Genomic DNA, 16,848 nt, shown 5'->3' with positions numbered 1-16,848 from the left:
GAAGGTTAGTGAATTGTGGTTCACTAACGGCGTGGCACGGCCTCGCACCATCTCCGACGAACGGATCATCACCGCGGTCGCGACGGTCATCGACCGGCGCGGCCCCGAGTTCACGGTGGCCGACGTCGCCGCGGAGGCCGGGGTGTCGGTCGGCGCGGTGGCCAAGCGGTTCGGGTCGAAGAGCGGTCTGCTGCAGGCGCTCACCCGAGCCGGCACGGAGGAGGTCGTCCACCGGATGCGGGCGGCTGGCTCCGTCCGCGCGGCGCTGCTGACGTGGTTCGACCGCCTGGCCGACCCGGTCGTGGCGACGAACAACCTGGCGCAGCTGGGGGTCGACCTGATCGACCCGGAGCTGCGGGCGTTGCTGGCCGGGCACTTCGCGGTGCTGGAGGCCGAGCTGGAGGTCCTGTGCGCGGCCGAGGCGCTGCCACCGAACGCGGCGCGCGTGCTCGCCGCGCTGGTGTACGGGATCGCCATGGACTGGTCCGTGCGGCCACGAGGGGAACTGAACGCACGCATGGAGGAAGACATCGACCTGGTGCTGAAGGGGATGCGCTGATGGCAAGCTGGGCGGAGTTCGCGGCCGAGCAGCCCGAACTGGCCGCGTTCGTGCAGGGCCGGTTCGCCGCTGACCGGCACGCGTTGATCGCGACCCTGCGCAAGGACGGCGCACCGCGGATCAGCGGTGTGGAGCCGGACTTCGCGCGCGGTGAGCTGTGGGTGGGCATGATGCTCGACTCGCTCAAGTCGCGCGATCTGCGGCGCGATCCGAGGTTTTCCCTGCACTGCAACACCACCACGGCCTCGATGACCGAGGGCGGCGACGCGAAGGTCAGCGGCATGGCCGAGTTCTGGACCGACAAGGACGACTACCTGAAGGACCTGTACGACCGCACCGGGTGGATACCGGAGGGCGGTGAGCTCGACCTGTACCGGCTCGACGTCACCGAGGTCGTGTCGCTCACCGTCGAGGGGGACGAGATGGTCGTCCTGTCCTGGCACGAGGGAAGGGGGATCCGGCGTGTCACGAAGAAGTGAGCCCGACCTGAGCGGACGGGTCGCCGTCGTCACAGGCGCGACGCGCGGTGCCGGCCGTGCCATCGCGGTCGAGCTGGGCGCGGCGGGGGCGACGGTGTTCGTCGGCGGCCGCACGACGCGGGAGCAGCGCTCCGACGTCGGCCGGTCCGAGACGATCGAGGAGACCGCCGAGCTGGTGGACGCCGCCGGTGGCAAGGGGATCGCCGTCCGGTGCGACTTCACCGATCCGTCCGATGTGGACGCCTTCGCGGCGCGCATCGACCGGCTCGACGTCTTCGTCGACGACGTGTGGGGTGGCGAGAACCTGGTCGAGTGGGGCAAGTTCTGGGAGCACGACCTCGACCGGCAGCTCCGCATGTGGCGCAACGGCGTCGAGTCGCACCTGGTCGCGATCCACAAGCTGATGCCGCTGGTCCTGAAGTCCGACGAGGGTCTCGTGGTCGAGGTGACCGACGGCGAGGACGGCGAGGCGTACTTCGTGAACCTGCCGTACGACGCGGTGAAGAGCTCCGTGCGGCGGTTCGGCGAGGTGCTCGCGAAGGACCTGAAGGACCACCCGAACGTGACCGCGGTGGCCGCCACTCCCGGCTTCCTGCGGTCCGAGCAGATGCTGGAGGGGTTCGGCGTCACCGAGGCGAACTGGCGTGACGCGATCGAGAACGTGCCGGACTACGCGCTGTCCGAGACACCGCACTACCTCGGCCGCGGCCTCGCGCACCTCGCCGCCGACCCGGGCCGCCGCCGGTTCGCCGGGCAGTGCCTGTCGTCGTGGCGGCTCATGCGCGAGTACGGGTTCACCGACCTCGACGGCTCGCAGCCCGACTGGGGCCGCTGGTACGACGAGGTGGTGAAGCCGCGGATGGCCGGGCAGACCGTGGACGCGGACCCGGAGCAGTACCGCTAGGCGTCACCGGGGCGGACGAGACCGGTCTCGTAGGCCAGCACCACGGCCTGCACCCGGTCTCGCAGCTCCAGCTTGGCGAGGATCCGGCCGACGTGCGTCTTCACCGTCGCCTCCGACAGGAAGAGCTTGCGCGCGATCTCGGTGTTCGACAGGCCCTTCGCGATCAGCACGAGCACCTCGCGCTCGCGTTCGGTCAGCACGTCCAGCACGGTGGCGTCGCGCAGCTCGCCGCCGCCGTCGCCGAGGAACCGGCCGAGCAGCCGCTTCGTGACCGACGGCGAGACCACGGCGTCGCCGGACGCGACGGCCCGCAGTGCCGAGACCAGGTCGCCGGGCGGGGTGTCCTTGAGCAGGAAGCCGCTGGCGCCGTTGCGCAACGCCGACAACGCGTACTCGTCCATGTCGAACGTCGTCATGACCAGCACCTTGGCCGTGCCGGCCTCGGTGATGCGCTTGGTCGCCTCGACACCGTCCAGCACGGGCATGCGGACGTCCATCAGCACGACGTCGGGCCGGAGCTTGTCGGCCATCTGCACGGCGTCCAGCCCGTCGGCGGCCTCGCCGATGACGTCGATGTCCTCCTGCGCACCCAGCACCATGCGGAAGCCCATGCGCATGAGTTCCTGGTCGTCGACCAGCAGCACCCGAATCACGTGATCACCCTATGCGGCGAGCGGGAAGACCGCGCGGACGCGCCAGCCACCACCGGGGTTGGGGCCCGCCTCGAACTCGCCACCCAGCACCGCCGTCCTTTCCCTCATGCCGATGAGACCGTTGCCGCCGGACACCTTCACCACGTCGTGCGGCGTGCCGAAGCCGTCGTCGACGACCTCGAGGTGCAGCTGTTCCGGCGTGCGGGCCAGCCGGACGGTCGCCGTCGAACCGGTGCCCGCGTGCTTGATGGTGTTGGTCAGCGCCTCCTGCACGATCCGGTAGATGCTCAGCCCGACGCCGACCGGCAGGTCGTCCACGTCACCGGTGATCTCCAGGCGGACCGGGACGCCGGCCGCGCGGGTGTTCTCGGCCAGCTCGACCACGCCGCGCGCGTCGGGCTGCGGTTCCCACTGGGTCTCGGCGTCCTCGCTGCGCAGCACGCCCAGCAGCCGGCGCATCTCGGTCAGCGCCAGCCGGCCGGTGTCGGCGATGGTGCGCACGGCCTTCTCGGCGACCTCCGGCTGCTTGCGGATCGTGTACGCGGCGCCGTCGGCGTGCACGATCATGACGCTGACCGCGTGGGCCACGACGTCGTGCAGCTCGCGGGCGATGCGGGAGCGCTCCTCGCCGACCGCGATCCTCGCCTGCTGGTCGCGTTCGGTCTCCAGCAGCTTGAGGCGTTGCTCCAGCTCGCGCTGGTACGCCCGGCGGGCGCCGATGAACTCGCCCATCGCCCAGCTGAACCCGAAGATCACGAAGATCATGAACACGAGCAGGACGGCCTCGGGCTCGCCGATCTGGAAGACCGCCCACAGCAGCGTGCCCGCGACCAGCCAGGCCGAGTAGATCAGCCCCGACCTGCGGCCCACGTACGCGACCAGCGTGTACAGCGCTATCGCCAGCGCGAAGTCGGCCATCCGCACCGGCAGGCCGGTCTCCCAGCCGCCGTGCGTGAACAGCTGCAGGAACCCGCCCGCGAGGATCAGGTAGCTGGAGCCGACCGGGTGGTAGCGGCGGAACGGCAACGGGCCGAGCATCAGCAGCGTGACGGCGAGGAACGCGGAGACGGACAGGCCGCGGTCGGCGCCGGCCACGCCCGCTGCCAGGTCGAACAACAACAAGATCCCGGCGATCAGGGAGTCCCCGAACGCCGGGTGAGCCTTCATCCACAGGCTGAACCGCCGCACCGGACAAGGTTAGGTGCGGGTCGAACTTCCGCGCGTCGCGCCACGGGCTGACACCGCGTACTACCCCGGAGTGAGTTATTGTGTCGAGGGGTCGATACAAAGTTTGGGGGCGGCGTGGTGGAGATCAACCCGTGGATCGCGCTGGGGGCGTTCGTCGTCACCGGCCTGCTGCTGCTGGCGGTGCTGTGGCCGACGGAGGCGAACGGCCGGCGTCTGCTCACGAAGTGGGGCGTGGCAGAGCCGTCCGCCGAGCAGGTGGCGGAGGGCGTGCGCTACCTCAAGCGCCGGCGGGTGCTGTACCCGTGGCTCTACGCGGTGCTCTGGCTCGTGCCGAAGTGGGGAGACGACGTCGACCAGTTCGTGGTCGTCGTGCTCACGGGCACGTTGCTCGCCGAGCTGCTGGCGCTGCGGCCACGCCTGGGCGCCCGCCGGGAGGCGCTGCTCACGCCGCGCGGGTTGTTCGACATCGCGTCGAGGTGGGTGCTGCTGTCCTACGCGGTGTTCGTGGGCGGCGCCGCGGTCCACCTCGTCATCCACCCGCGGTGGACGGCGCTCGCGTGGCTCGCGGGCTCGGTGCTCGCGGTCGGGCTGATCGTCTGGGCGGCCGTCACGCGGCCCGCCGACGGCGACCACGCCGCCGACATGGCGTTGCGCACCCGCAGCGTGCACGTCGCGGCGGGGCTCGGTGTGGCGGTCGTGGGCGGGCTGGTCCACCCCTGGATCGGGATCCTCGGGCTGCTCATGTGGGCCGCGATGGCGAACACGGCGCCGAGAACCGCGAAGATCGACAGGTGAGCGCACCCCGCATCGTCGTCGACGTCGAGAACGGCGTCGCACCCTGGCGCCAGGTCCGCGACCAGCTCGTCCTGCTGATCAGCGGCGGCGTGCTGCCGATCGGGGCACGGCTGCCGACGATCCGGCAGCTCGCCGCCGACCTCGGGCTGGCCGCGGGCACCGTCGCGCGGGCGTACCGGGAGCTGGAGACCGGGGGCGTGCTCACGACAGGACGAAGGCAGGGCACCGTGGTGGCTGCCCTGCCTTCGAATGCACCGGACCCGCTCGCCGCCGCCGCGGCCGAGTTCGTCGCAGTTGCCCGGTCTCTCGGCGTCAGTGAGGGGGAGGCACTGGACGCCGTCCGCGCGAACTACTGCGCCGAGTAAGGCGACTCGATCTTGGGCGCGGGTCGCGGTTCGCTCACATGTGCGTGGCGTTCTTCGTAGATGCGGTGCTCTTCCGCCATCTGGTCGGCGAGCTGTTGCTGTACCTGGCGATCCCTGATCCTGGCCAGGACCGCCATCGTGACGCCGTGGGCGAGTGCGAGCAGCAGCAGCACGAGCCCGAGCTTCACGACCACGTTCTTCACCGCGTCGCCGGTCTCGATGTTGATGGTCGACACCAACGCGAGGAGGCCGAGCACGACGAGGTGGAACAGGACGGTGGTCAGCTTCATCATGCCGCTGACCCGTTCGTCGTCGTACGCAGCGCGCTTGAGGTATCCCTTGCCGCTGCGGTAGATCAGCTGGCCGTCCACGACGACCAGGACGATTCCCAGCACCAGGAACGTCACGTAGCTGTCACCCATGCGCTGTGGCTACCCGCGCACGCACGCCTACAAACCGTGGCAGGATTCGGCCGTGACGGCGTTGCAGGGACAACAACTGGCCGGCCCGCTTTGCGCGGCGGTGGCCCAACTGTGTGTTGCCCTGCGACGGCAGGTCTCGCCCGCCACGGCGGCCGGGTTCCAGGAGGTCCTGCGGCGGCTGCACGCACCGTTGCAGGTCGCGGTCGCGGGCCGGATCAAGTCCGGCAAGTCCACGCTGGTGAACGCGCTGATCGGCCGGCGGGTCGCCCCCACCGACGTCGGCGAGTGCACGCGGCTCGTGACGCGGTACCAGTACGGCACGGTCGACCGCATCGAGGTCGTGCTGCAGGATGGCCGGCGGCAGGTCCTGCCGTTCGACGCGGCCGGCATGATCCCCGCTTCCCTCGGCCTCGACGGCGTCTCGCACATCGAGGCGTACCTGACGAACGCGGTCCTGCGCGACTTCACGGTCATCGACACACCGGGGCTCGGCTCGCTGGACGCCGCGTCGGTCGCGCGGACCGAGGAGCTGCTGGACCCGGTGTCGCGCAACGCGGTCGCGGGTGCCGAGGCGGTGCTCTACGTCGTGACGCAGGGCGTGCGCGCCGACGACCACCAGACGCTGGCGGCGTTCACGGCGGCCACGGCGTCACGGGAGGCGGGCCCGGTGAACGCGGTGGCGGCGTTGAACAAGGTCGACGCGGTGGCACCGGAGACGGTCGCGGGCTCGGACGGCGACGTGTGGCGTGCGGCGGAGATCCTGGCGTCGAAGCAGGCCGAGCTGCTCAAGCCGCGGGTGGCCGACGTGCTGCCGGTGATCAGCCTGCTCGCCGAGTCGGCGGAGACCGGCGAGTTCACGTCGGCGGACGCGGAGGCGTTGCGGCAGCTGGCGTCCCTGGACGCCGACACCCGCACGATGATGCTGATGTCCGGCGACCTCTTCACGTCGTGGGAGTGCGCCGTGCCGTCGGGCGTGCGGTCGCGGTTGCTGGAGAAGCTCGACCTGTACGGCATCGGGTGCGCGCTCTCGGCCCTGGACGCCGACCCCGGTCTCACCGCCGGTGCGTTGCGGCGGGTGCTGTTCGACGCGTCGGGGTTCGCCGCCGTGCGGGCGCGGCTCGACGCGGTGTTCCGCTCGCGGGCCGACGGCATCAAGGCGGCGGCCGCGCTGGCCTCGGTCACGCAGCTGGCGTCGGCCGACCCCGGCGAACGGCAGCGCGTGCACGACGCGATCGAGGTGCTGCTGGCCAGGCCGGAGGCGAACCAGCTGCGGTTGCTGGAGGCGTTGACGCTGGTCTCGTCGGGCACGGTGACGCTGGCACCGGACCTGACCGAGGAGGTGCTGCGCGTCGGCAGCACCCCTGACCTCGCCGGGCAGCTCGGCCTGCCGGGCCGTCCGGTCGGCGAGCTGCAGGCGTTCGCGCTGGAACGGGCCGGCTGGTGGCGTTCGTTCGCCTCCTTCGGCGCGACACCGGCGCAGGCCCGGGTGGCGCACGTCGTCCACAGGGCGTATTTCCTCATCTGGCAACAACTACGTGCTGGGGGGCACCGATGAGCGCGAGTGGAACCGATCCGGCCGGCCTGACGTCGGACGCTGGTGTGGAGACCATTGCCGACGAGCTGCTCGACCAGGCGCTGGCCGAGCGCCGCGCACTGGTGCAGCTCTGCCTGTACGCGCTCGACCGCGCGAGCTCTGGCGTGGTGCAGCGCATCGAGGAAGGCCTGTCGTCCATAGGCGTGGTGGCGGTGCGCGCGGACGGCCAGCGGTTCGATCCGGCCCAGCACGAGGCCGCCGGCACCGTCCCGACCGACGACGTGTCGCTGCTGGGCCTGGTCGCCGAGACCGAGGTCCCCGGCTTCTGCGACCGCGGCCGCGTGCTGCGCGCACCGATCGTGACGGTCTACACGCCCCGATGAGCAACCTTCCGCAAACGGTCCGGGCGACCCGTGAACGCCTCACGGCGCTGGTCCGCGACCTCGACCCGGCGATGGCCGACTGGGTCTCCCGCCGCTCGGTGCCGGAGACCTCGTCCGTGGTCGTCGTCGGCGAGACCAACCGCGGCAAGTCCTCGCTGGTCAACGCCCTGCTGGCGACCCCTGGCCTGTCGCCGGTCGACGCCGACGTGGCCACCTCCACCTACCTGGTCTTCCAGCACGGCCCGGAGTGGGCCGCCCGCGCCTGCTACCCCGGCGTGCTGGCACCCGTCTCGTTCCCGCTGCCCGCTCTGATCAACTGGGTCTCCGCGGCCCACGAGCTGCCGCCCGGCGAGCTGCCGCCGCGGTACGTCGAGGTCGACGCGCCGATCCCGTTGCTGTCGCGGATGTCCGTTGTGGACACTCCGGGTGTCGGCGGGCTGGAGTCCGTGCACGGTGAACTGGCGCTGGAAGCCGTCACGTCCGCGACCGCGCTGGTGTTCGTGGTCGACGCCTCGTCGCCGTTCACCCGCGGCGAGCTGGACTTCCTGAAACGCGTCGGCGACCGGGTCGAGACCGTCGTCTTCGCGCTGACCAAGACCGACCAGTACCGCGGCTGGCGCCAGGTCATGGACGCCGACATCGCGTTGCTGGCCGAGCACGCCCCGCGGTTCGCCGACGCGACGTTCTTCCCGGTCTCGTCCCGCATGTTCGACATGGCCGCTCAGGCCCCGAACCCCGACGCCGCCGCGATGCTCCGCGAACGTTCCGGCGTCGGCGCCCTGCAGACCGCGCTGCAGGAGCTGGTCGCGGGTCGCGCGGGAATGCTCGCCGAGGCCAACGCCCTGCGCGCCCTGTCGACCGTGCTGGCCGAGTTGACCGTGCGCCTCGAACACGAGAAACGCGCCCTGTCCGTCGGCGAGGCCGAGGCGGAGGTGCTGCGCGCCCGCCGCGAGGAGCTCGTCACCGAACGCCGCTCCTCCACCCGCGGCTGGCAGGTCCGCCTGCGCGGCGAGGTCCAGCGCGCCCGCATTGAGAACTCCCACGAGATCTCCCGCCAGATGCGCGACCTGCAAACCTGGTACCGCCAGGCCATCGACACCGCCGACCGCACTGCCCTGACGTCGCTGCCCGGCCAGGTCGACATCGCGTTGCAGGTCGTCTCCGGCCGCATCTCCACCGCGCTGTCCGTGCGGCTGGCCTCGGTCGCCGACGCCGTGCTGGCCTCCCTCTTCAGCGCCGACGAGCTGACGTTGATCTGCGGCCAGTTCGCCCGCGGCGAGCAACCGCCGATCGTCTTGCGCCCCAAGGAGAAACGTCCACCCACCGCGGAGGACAAGCTGCTGGTGTTCATGGGCGTCTCCGGCGGTCTGGGCGCGGGCAAGCTCGCCGTCATGCCGCTCGCGGGCCTGAGCATCGCCGCGCTGAACCCGATCATCCTGCCGGTGACCATCGCACTCGGCCTGGGCGCCGGCTGGTGGATGGCCCGCACCCGCACCCACACGGCGGAGAAGCAGCACGTCAAGCAGTGGCTGTCCGACGCGATCGCCGACGCCCGCTCCACCGTCGACCAGCTCGCCGCGGAACAGCTCATCGAGGCCGAGCAGGCGCTGTCGCTGGCGCTCGACGAGGCGCTGGCGAAGCGGATCGAGGCCATCGAGGCGGAGCTGCGCGAGGTCGACAAGGCGTTGCGGATGGAGGCCGGGGAACGCGGGCGCGAGCTGCAGGCGGTGACGCGGCAGCTCGCGGAGGTCGAGTCGGGGCGGTCCAAGGCCGAGGAGCTGCTGGGCCGCATCCGCCAGGTCCGCGACCGGACCTGATCGCTCCGCCGCGGCGGACGGCTGCCGGTCACGTGGCCTGCTCGGGCGGGCGACACCGACGCAGACGGTTGGCCGTGGAACCAAACCGGCATAACGTGGGTCATACCGGTACGCAAGAGGCGCAGGAGGTGTGTTCCGGTGTACATCGACGAGAACGGTGCGGCCGACGCCGAGCTGAAGGTGACCGTCGAGCACGAGGAGTACACCGCCGACGTCACCTTCGACCTCGACGACGACGGCGTGAACGACTCCGCCGTGGTCGAGACGGACGACGGTGGTCACCTCGCGTTCACCGACACGAACGGCGACGGCGACGCCGATCTGATGAGCACGTTCGACAAGGACGGCAATCTCCTGAGCCAGGCGCGGTTCGAGGAGAATTCAGGTGAGTGGGTTGCCGTCGATCCGCACGACAGCACGCAACAAAAGACGAATTCCGGCGCCTCGCAGACGATTGTCGTGGACACCGACGAAGGTGAGCGAAAGGTCGGTCAGGCGACCGAGGACACCGACGGCGACGGCAAGGCCGACACCGCGGTGGTCAAGGACGACGAGGGCGACACGTGGCTGTTCACCGACAAGAACGGTGACGGGCGGGCCGACGTGGCGACCGAGATCACCCGATCCGGCGAGGTCACGATGTCGGAACACCGAGGTGACGACTGGGTCGAGGTCGAGCACGGGCACATCGAGTCCGACGGCCGGTACGTGACCGACTCCAAGAGCGGCATTCTGGACGACTCGGACGAGTGGTTCGAGGAGGAACGGTTCGACGGCGTCGTCCGAATCGATTCCACCACGGGGCAGTGGATCAGCCCTAACTGAAGCGCAGCTCACAGGCCCCGATGTGGTGAGAACCGCATCGGGGCCTCTTGTGTTTTTCCCACCTCACTCGTGTCTTAACTCCGTCCGTGTGCTGAATCGATTCCAGAATCGGTTTTGTGAGGGAAGCGACAGGCTGGGGGTGCGTTACCCGCCATTCACCGGGCTAACCTCGGTCCATCCCCTTCTCCGCACGCCCGGCCCAACCGGGCGTCTGGAGCTATTTCCGAGGACGACGAAGTCCCGCACACCGGACGACCCACGTCCTCGGGAGGCCGAGGCGTTCAACCAGGAGACGAGACGAGATGACGGCAGTGACCATTCCCGGTCTCGACCACGCACCTACCAACCACGCGCGTTTGCTCGCTTGGGTTCAGGAAGTCGCTGAGCTGACCTGCCCCGATGAGGTTGTTTGGGCGGACGGTTCCCAGGCCGAATGGGACCGCCTCACGCAGAAGCTCGTCGACGCCGGCACGTTCGTGCCGCTCAAGAAGAAGCAGAACTCGTTCTGGGCCGCCTCGGACCCCAGCGACGTGGCCCGGGTGGAGGAGCGGACCTACATCTGCTCCGTGCGCGAGGAGGACTCGGGCCCCACGAACAACTGGATGGACCCTTCCGAGATGAAGGCCATCATGACCGAGCTCTACCGGGGCTGCATGCGTGGCCGCACGATGTACGTGATCCCGTTCTGCATGGGCCCGCTCGACGCGGAGAAGCCGATGCTCGGTGTGGAGATCACCGACTCGGAGTACGTCGTCGTCTCCATGCACATCATGACCCGCATGGGCACCAAGGCCCTCGCGCTGTTCGGTGAGGACGCCGACTTCGTTCCGGCGCTGCACTCGCTCGGCGCGCCGCTCGAGCACGGCCAGCAGGACGTGCAGTGGCCGTGCAACGAGACCAAGTACATCTCGCACTTCCCGGAGACCCGCGAGATCTGGAGCTTCGGCTCCGGCTACGGCGGCAACGCCCTGCTGGGCAAGAAGTGCTACTCGCTGCGCATCGCGAGCGTGATGGCGCGCGACGAGGGCTGGCTCGCCGAGCACATGCTGATCCTCAAGCTCACCTCGCCGGAGAACAAGGCGTACTACATCGCCGCCGCGTTCCCGTCGGCCTGCGGCAAGACGAACCTCGCCATGCTGGAGCCGACCATCCCCGGCTGGAAGGTCGAGACGCTCGGCGACGACATCGCCTGGATGCGGTTCGGTGCGGACGGCCGCCTGTACGCGGTGAACCCGGAGAACGGCTTCTTCGGCGTCGCGCCCGGCACCGACTACCACACCAACCCGAACGCGATGCGCACCATCGCGAAGGGCAACTCGCTGTTCACGAACGTCGCGCTGACCGACGACGGCGACATCTGGTGGGAGGGCATGGGCGAGCCCCCGGCCCACCTCACCTCGTGGAAGCACGAGGACTGGACGCCCGACAGCGAGGAGCTGTCGTCGCACCCGAACTCGCGCTACTGCACGCCGATCGAGCAGTGCGACATCAAGGCGCCGGAGTGGGACGACCCGCAGGGCGTGCCGATCTCGGCGATCTTCTTCGGTGGCCGCCGCGCCACGACGATCCCGCTGGTCACCGAGTCGCGCGACTGGCAGCACGGCACCTACATGGGCGCCACGCTGTCGTCGGAGACCACGGCCGCCGCGGTCGGCAAGACCGGTGTCGTGCGGCGTGACCCGATGGCGATGCTGCCGTTCATCGGCTACAACGCCGGTGACTACTTCCAGCACTGGGTCGACCTCGGCAAGCGTGCCGACGCCGACAAGCTGCCGAAGATCTTCTACGTCAACTGGTTCCGCCGCGGCGAGGACAAGCGCTTCCTGTGGCCCGGGTTCGGCGAGAACTCGCGCGTGCTGAAGTGGGCCATCGAGCGCATCGAGGGCAAGGCCGCCGCGCAGGAGACCCCGATCGGGTACGTGCCGACCGCGGCCGACCTCGACCTCGACGGCCTGGACGCGTCGCGTGAGGACATCGAGGCGTCGCTGGCGTTCGACGCCGACGAGTGGCGTGCCGAGATCCCCCTGGTCGAGGAGTGGTTCGCCAAGATCGGCGACAAGGTCCCGACCACGCTCCGCGACGAGCTCGCCGCTCTGAAGCAGCGCCTCGGCTGACCCTGATCGCACGCGGGGACCTTTCGTACGCTCTGGTCGTACGAAAGGTCCCCGCGTTGCTTTTCAGCGAAAGCGGGGAGTGACGGGGTCGCTGAGGTGGGGTATCACTGAGGGGTGACGCAGGACGAGCTCCTCGGCGGGCTGAACTTCGACGGCTCGAAGCGCGACGTCGCGGTCGGCCCGACGACGGGCATCATCCGCTACTACCCGGTGCCGCCCGCGCCGCCGGCTCGCACGCCGTGGTGGCGCTACACCCTCACATTCCTCGCCGGGCTGGCCATCGGCGTTGCCGCCGGCGTGGTCCTGTGCAGCAATTTTCTGTGAATCAGCGCAGCTCACCGTCCTCTTGAGACGAAGTTGTCCACAGGTGTGGACGAGTCTGTGCACAGGTTGTGGATAGCTGTGGACAGCCTGTGGGCAGCACGTGGAGCGCGTCACAGTTCGCCGAAACGGTCTTGCTCCAGGAATGAACCCGGCCCCTCCCGGGAACGTCTTATCTGTGAGGGCGATCACAAAGATCGTCAACCAGGACGGAAAGGGAGGTGTGTGCCGTGGGAATCGCAGGAATCGCGATGCTGGTGCTGTCCCTGGCCGCCGTGCTGATGGTCGTGGTCGCCGGATCAGTTCGGCAGCGGGTTGTCGCGGATGCCGAGGAGGGTGCCGCTGAAGGCCTTGGTGGCCTCCGCGTAGCAGATGGCGTTGGTCCAACCCTCTGACCAGGCCTGCGAACCGGGGTTCCGCCACGCCGGGAACACGTCCGCGCGCTTGGACGAACCCAGGTAGTCGTGCACGGCCTTGGTGCACTTGTCCTTCGCGATGGCGTTCATCTGCTCCTTGGACGGAGCGGGGTCGGTCGACTTGCCGAGCGACACGACACCGCCGGGCACGGCCTCAGCCAGGTGCGCGCCGTTGCAGGCCGTCACCTTGACCTCCGCGTCCTTCGACGGTGACCCGCTGGTGCACGTCTGGAACGTCGCAAAGCCGTTCTGACCCAGGACGCCCCTCACGGAACCCTTGCGGGGCAACGGCTTCTCGTCCGGGCTGATCTCCACCACGGTGCACAGCCGCCAGCGCTGGCCGTCTTTCCAGCCCTGCTCGTTCGGCCAGAACGCCCAGACCCGCAGGCGCGTCGAGTCCGCGTCCGCACTGTCCAGGTACTCCGTGAGCGCCGAACGGCACGGCGGCAGCGCGGCCTTGCGCAGCGCCTGCGTGTCCGGGTAGGCCGTGCTGAGGCCCGCGAGGTCGCCGACGCTCATCACCTCGGCCTCGTGCGAACCGGCGCAGTCGAGCACCTTGAGGTCGAAGGCGTTCATGCACTGCCCCGGTTTCGGCAGCGCCGGAGCGGACGCGCTGGCGGTGGAGGGCATCGGTCCCGGGATCGCCTGCCCGCCCACCTTGATCGCGCATGCGGACAGTGCCGTCATGCTCAGGAGGATCGCCACCGCCAGCCGCACACGAGTCACACCACAGAGACTAGGGCCTTGACCTGATCGACGATGGCCCGGCGCTGGTTTTCGAAGGCCGCATCGGTCAGCGCGGCCGGGTCGGCCGGCTGGCCGAGCACCGGCGTGTGCAGGTGTCCGCCGAGGACATTCGTTGCGCCGTAACCGGTTCGAACGCGGTTGGCCCGGTACATGCTCTCGTTGGACAGGTAGTCGCCGCCACCACCGACCGCGGCGACCGCACCCGGCGTCGGCTCGTCCGTGCGGCAGTCCAGCTGGGAACCGACCGGCGTGCCGACCTTCCACTCGCAGAAGCTGCGGTTGAGCACCACGGGGTACGGGCCGGTGCCCGCGTCGATCATCTTCTGGTACGGCAACGACGTCTCGATGAACTCGGTCGCCGGCTGCGGCCAGCCCGCCGCGTCCGGGACGCTGCCGAACGTCCGCACGTCGTTGTTGTCCGGCGAGCCGCCACGCCAGCGCGCCGCCCACCGTTCGACGTCGAACCGCTCCGGCCGGCCCTGGCTGATCGTCACGAACGCGTCCGGCTTGTTCTTCCGCTCCAACGCCGAACCGTAGAACTGCTCGACGATCCCCTCGTCGAAACCGCCCCACAGCACCGGGAGCACCGCCGCCTGCAGCACGACCTTGCCGGTCGGCGTCGTGATCTCCCTGCCGTCGAGCTGCAACGCCGCGGCACCGGCCGGGTTGGCGCGCCGGACGTTCGTGCCGGTGAGCTGGAACGGGTCGAAGCCGGTCACCGCGATCCGCCGCACCCCCGCCCTGGCGGGGAAAGCCGCGTCACTCAGCCCGCGCGAGGCCCAGTCGAACTGCCGCACGAGGTTCGCGCGGTCGTTGACGGACAACGGAAAACGCGGCTGCCACTGGCGCAGCGCGGCCGTGAGCTGCAGACGTGCCCAGTAGAGCGGGCGGTCGTCGTAGGCGTCGTGCGCGAGCGGTTTCGTGCTCTGCGCGCGGGCGACGGCGGCCTTCCACAGCGCGTTGCCCTCGTTCGCGACGAACTGCTGCGCCTGCCGCTGCACGATCTGGCGGCACAGCTTGGCGGTGAAGTCCCTGACCCGGCCGTCGAACCCGCCGAGCGCGACCAGCGCGGGACCGGCGGCGGGCCCACCGGGGACGAGCGCGTCGTCGAGCCGTTGCTCCTCGACCGTGAGCGGTGCGCTGGTGTCGTAGCAGTTCGCGTCCTGCGCCTGCGCGACACCGGGCGCCGCGAACAGCGACGCCGTCGCGATGAGTCCGACCAGTCCGGCGATGGTTTTCACGCACTGATACTTAACGCAAGGGCCCACCAGGCATACCCGCCGGGTGGACCCTTGCGTTAACTCTGCGTCTTGTATGGCGTCGGTCGGCGTCAGTGCGCGGCGACCGCCTTGACCCTCGGGTTGTCCTCGTCGACGTGGTAGTCCGACGGGTCGGTCTGGTCGGTGCCGTTGAACCACCGGGCCTTCTTGGCGATGAGCGTGACGACCACGGCCACCAGGAGGTTCACCGTCAGCGCGACGATGCCGACGTAGATCTGCACCGTCGAGGCACCGAACGGGTGCCAGCCGAAGATCGACAGCTTGCCCAGCGGCAGGGCCGACCCGGCGAAGTGCGCCTTGTTGATGGCCGGGTTGCCGATGTTGTAGAGCAGCCACATGCCGTAGCCCATGCCGGCGACCCAGCCCGCGATCAGGCCGTAGACGTGGAACCAGCGCGTGTACAGCGCGATCGCGACCGCCGGCAGCGTCTGCAGGATCATCACGCCGCCGATCAGCTGCAGGTCGATCGAGAACTGCGGGTCGACGAACACGATGAACGCGACCGCGCCGAACTTCACGACCAGCGACGCGAGCTTGGCCTGCTTCGCCTCCTGCGCCGGGGTGGCACCCTTGTGGATGTACTCCTTGTAGACGTTGCGCGTCCACAGGTTCGCCGCCGCGATCGACATGATCGCCGCGGGCACCAGCGCACCGATGCCGATGGCCGCGAACGCGACGCCCGCGAACCACGACGGGAAGTTGTGACCGAAGAGCTCCGGCACGATCGTGTTCGTGTCGGGACGGCCGGTCGCCTGGTTCACGATCGGCTTGGTGCCCGCGCTGATCGCGACGTAGCCCAGCAGCGCCAGCAGGCCCAGCACCAGCGAGTACGCCGGGAGCGCGACCATGTTGCGCTTGATCACGTTGCGGCCGCGGCTCGCGAGGATGCCGGTCAGCGAGTGCGGGTAGATGAACAACGCCAGCGCGGAGCCCAGTGCGAGCGTCGCGTACTGCAGCTGGTTGTTGCTGTTCAACAGGATGCCGTCGGTCTTGGCCGGGGTGGCGTCGAACTTGGCCTGCGCGTCGTTGAAGATCTCGCCCCAGCCACCGAACTTCGACGGCAGGTAGACGATCGCCACCAGGATGACGATGTAGATCAGGATGTCCTTGACGAACGCGATCAGCGCCGGCGCCCGCAGCCCCGACTGGTAGGTGTAGAGCGCGAGGATCACGAACGCGATGAACAGCGGCAGGTGACCGAGGATGCCGCTGCCGTTGAGACCCATCGACCGCAGCACGGCTTCGAGACCGACCAGCTGCAGGGCGATGTAGGGCATCGTCGCGACGATGCCGGTGATCGCGATCAGCAACGCCAGCCAGTGCGAGCCGTAGCGGCCCTTCACGAAGTCAGCGGGCGTCACGTAACCGTGCACGCGGCTCACCGACCACATGCGCACCAGCGGCAGGAAGACGATCGGGTAGAGCACCACCGTGTACGGCAGGGCGTAGAAGCCGAGCGCACCGGCGCCGAACATCAGCGCCGGCACCGCGACGAACGTGTACGCGGTGTAGAGGTCGCCACCGACCAGGAACCACGTGATCCAGCTGCCGAACTTGCGGCCGCCCAGCCCCCACTCGTCGAGGTGGTCGAGCGTCTCGCCCTTCTGCCACCGCGCCGCGACGAAGCCCATGACCGTGACGAGCAGGAAGAGGACGCTGAAAACGATCAGCTCGGTCCACTGCATCAGTTCGCTCCCTCGTCCAGGTCGTCGACGCCCAGCCGGTCCGGCTTACCGGTGACGACCGGCTTGTCCTTGGTCTTCACGTAGACCAGGCCGACGGCGAGGACGCCGAGCGGCACGAACGCGAACTGGTACCAGTAGAAGAACGGGAGCCCGAAGACGCGGGGCTCGTCCGAGTTGAACCAGGGCGTGATGAGCATCAGCAGCGGGACTATCAGCAACAGGTTCCAGTTGCTCCAGCGCAAGCCGGTCCTGGGTTCCGACGGCATGGGGCGGCCCTCCGTGTACGCGGTGTTGCGCGGATGTTAGGCCGGACGACACGGCTCGTCAGCACGCTGATCGGAATCGTTGCACTCCGCTTAAC

General features: G+C 69.4%; 18 protein-coding genes. 11 read left to right on the top strand and 7 right to left on the bottom strand.

Annotated elements, in window-relative coordinates; translation table 11 throughout:
- The first annotated feature begins 31 nt into the window (after positions 1–31).
- Genes ADL03_RS03880 through ADL03_RS03870 form a run of 3 tightly spaced genes read left to right on the top strand, consistent with a single transcriptional unit; the run spans position 32 to position 1,942 of the window.
- Complete coding sequence (locus ADL03_RS03880) at positions 32–559, top strand: TetR/AcrR family transcriptional regulator (protein ID WP_053731965.1); 528 nt, start codon at positions 32–34, stop codon at positions 557–559.
- The gene (locus ADL03_RS03875; RefSeq protein WP_053731964.1) at positions 559–1,038 is read left to right on the top strand and encodes a pyridoxamine 5'-phosphate oxidase family protein; all 480 of its coding nucleotides are present in this window, start codon (positions 559–561) and stop codon (positions 1,036–1,038) included. Before ADL03_RS03880 ends, ADL03_RS03875 begins: the two co-directional genes overlap by 1 nt.
- Complete coding sequence (locus ADL03_RS03870) at positions 1,022–1,942, top strand: SDR family oxidoreductase (RefSeq protein WP_231641453.1); 921 nt, start codon at positions 1,022–1,024, stop codon at positions 1,940–1,942. Before ADL03_RS03875 ends, ADL03_RS03870 begins: the two co-directional genes overlap by 17 nt.
- Here the strand turns inward: ADL03_RS03870 and ADL03_RS03865 are convergent.
- Entirely contained in the window at positions 1,939–2,595 is a 657-nt protein-coding gene (locus tag ADL03_RS03865; protein WP_053731963.1) for a response regulator transcription factor, read from the bottom strand. The two genes, ADL03_RS03870 and ADL03_RS03865, sit on opposite strands and share 4 nt — an antisense overlap.
- 9 nt (positions 2,596–2,604) lie before the next feature.
- Positions 2,605–3,783, bottom strand: a complete 1,179-nt coding sequence (locus ADL03_RS03860) for a sensor histidine kinase (RefSeq protein WP_197288055.1) — start codon at positions 3,781–3,783, stop codon at positions 2,605–2,607.
- Positions 3,784–3,897: 114 nt separating this feature from the next.
- Between ADL03_RS03860 and ADL03_RS03855 the strand changes: the two genes are divergently transcribed.
- A complete protein-coding gene (locus ADL03_RS03855; RefSeq protein WP_082372860.1) occupies positions 3,898–4,578 on the top strand; it encodes a hypothetical protein in 681 nt (226 codons plus the stop codon).
- Positions 4,575–4,943, top strand: coding sequence for a GntR family transcriptional regulator (locus tag ADL03_RS03850; protein WP_053731962.1), 369 nt, complete (start codon positions 4,575–4,577; stop codon positions 4,941–4,943). The genes ADL03_RS03855 and ADL03_RS03850 overlap by 4 nt, the downstream gene beginning before the upstream one ends.
- Here ADL03_RS03850 and ADL03_RS03845 read toward each other — a convergent pair.
- Positions 4,928–5,365, bottom strand: coding sequence for a hypothetical protein (locus tag ADL03_RS03845; RefSeq protein ID WP_063798454.1), 438 nt, complete (start codon positions 5,363–5,365; stop codon positions 4,928–4,930). The genes ADL03_RS03850 and ADL03_RS03845 overlap by 16 nt on opposite strands.
- 52 nt (positions 5,366–5,417) lie before the next feature.
- On the opposite strand from ADL03_RS03845, the gene ADL03_RS03840 reads away from it, so the two are divergent.
- From ADL03_RS03840 to ADL03_RS03815, 6 genes are all read left to right on the top strand, one after another.
- Positions 5,418–6,920 (top strand): dynamin family protein, encoded by a 1,503-nt coding sequence (locus ADL03_RS03840; RefSeq protein ID WP_053732003.1) that lies wholly within the window; start codon positions 5,418–5,420, stop codon positions 6,918–6,920.
- On the top strand, positions 6,917–7,282 hold the full coding sequence (grpE, locus tag ADL03_RS03835) for a nucleotide exchange factor GrpE (protein ID WP_053731961.1): 366 nt from the start codon (positions 6,917–6,919) through the stop codon (positions 7,280–7,282). The genes ADL03_RS03840 and grpE overlap by 4 nt, the downstream gene beginning before the upstream one ends.
- Entirely contained in the window at positions 7,279–9,099 is a 1,821-nt protein-coding gene (locus ADL03_RS03830) for a dynamin family protein (RefSeq protein ID WP_053731960.1), read from the top strand. The genes grpE and ADL03_RS03830 overlap by 4 nt, the downstream gene beginning before the upstream one ends.
- A 138-nt stretch (positions 9,100–9,237) precedes the next feature.
- Complete coding sequence (locus ADL03_RS03825; RefSeq protein WP_053731959.1) at positions 9,238–9,924, top strand: DUF6802 family protein; 687 nt, start codon at positions 9,238–9,240, stop codon at positions 9,922–9,924.
- Positions 9,925–10,226: 302 nt separating this feature from the next.
- On the top strand, positions 10,227–12,038 hold the full coding sequence (locus ADL03_RS03820) for a phosphoenolpyruvate carboxykinase (GTP) (RefSeq protein ID WP_053731958.1): 1,812 nt from the start codon (positions 10,227–10,229) through the stop codon (positions 12,036–12,038).
- Positions 12,039–12,152: 114 nt separating this feature from the next.
- Positions 12,153–12,362: a hypothetical protein gene (locus tag ADL03_RS03815; RefSeq protein WP_053731957.1), complete on the top strand. Its 210-nt coding sequence runs from the start codon at positions 12,153–12,155 to the stop codon at positions 12,360–12,362.
- A gap of 296 nt (positions 12,363–12,658) precedes the next feature.
- On the opposite strand, the gene ADL03_RS03810 is transcribed toward ADL03_RS03815, so the two are convergent.
- The 4 genes from ADL03_RS03810 to ADL03_RS03795 form a co-directional block, all read right to left on the bottom strand.
- The gene (locus tag ADL03_RS03810; RefSeq protein ID WP_157527919.1) at positions 12,659–13,501 is read right to left on the bottom strand and encodes a septum formation family protein; all 843 of its coding nucleotides are present in this window, start codon (positions 13,499–13,501) and stop codon (positions 12,659–12,661) included.
- Positions 13,498–14,763: a hypothetical protein gene (locus ADL03_RS03805; RefSeq protein ID WP_053731955.1), complete on the bottom strand. Its 1,266-nt coding sequence runs from the start codon at positions 14,761–14,763 to the stop codon at positions 13,498–13,500. The genes ADL03_RS03810 and ADL03_RS03805 overlap by 4 nt, the downstream gene beginning before the upstream one ends.
- Positions 14,764–14,852: 89 nt before the next feature.
- Positions 14,853–16,487, bottom strand: coding sequence for a monocarboxylate uptake permease MctP (gene mctP, locus ADL03_RS03800; RefSeq protein WP_053731954.1), 1,635 nt, complete (start codon positions 16,485–16,487; stop codon positions 14,853–14,855).
- On the bottom strand, positions 16,487–16,753 hold the full coding sequence (locus ADL03_RS03795) for a DUF3311 domain-containing protein (protein ID WP_053731953.1): 267 nt from the start codon (positions 16,751–16,753) through the stop codon (positions 16,487–16,489). The genes mctP and ADL03_RS03795 overlap by 1 nt, the downstream gene beginning before the upstream one ends.
- Positions 16,754–16,848 lie beyond the last annotated feature (95 nt).

The sequence above is a fragment of the Nocardia sp. NRRL S-836 genome, assembly GCF_001279525.1.
Lineage (GTDB): Bacteria > Actinomycetota > Actinomycetes > Mycobacteriales > Pseudonocardiaceae > Lentzea.
Note: the sequence above shows the minus strand (reverse complement) of the source record. Positions and strands in the feature narration are given on the sequence as shown.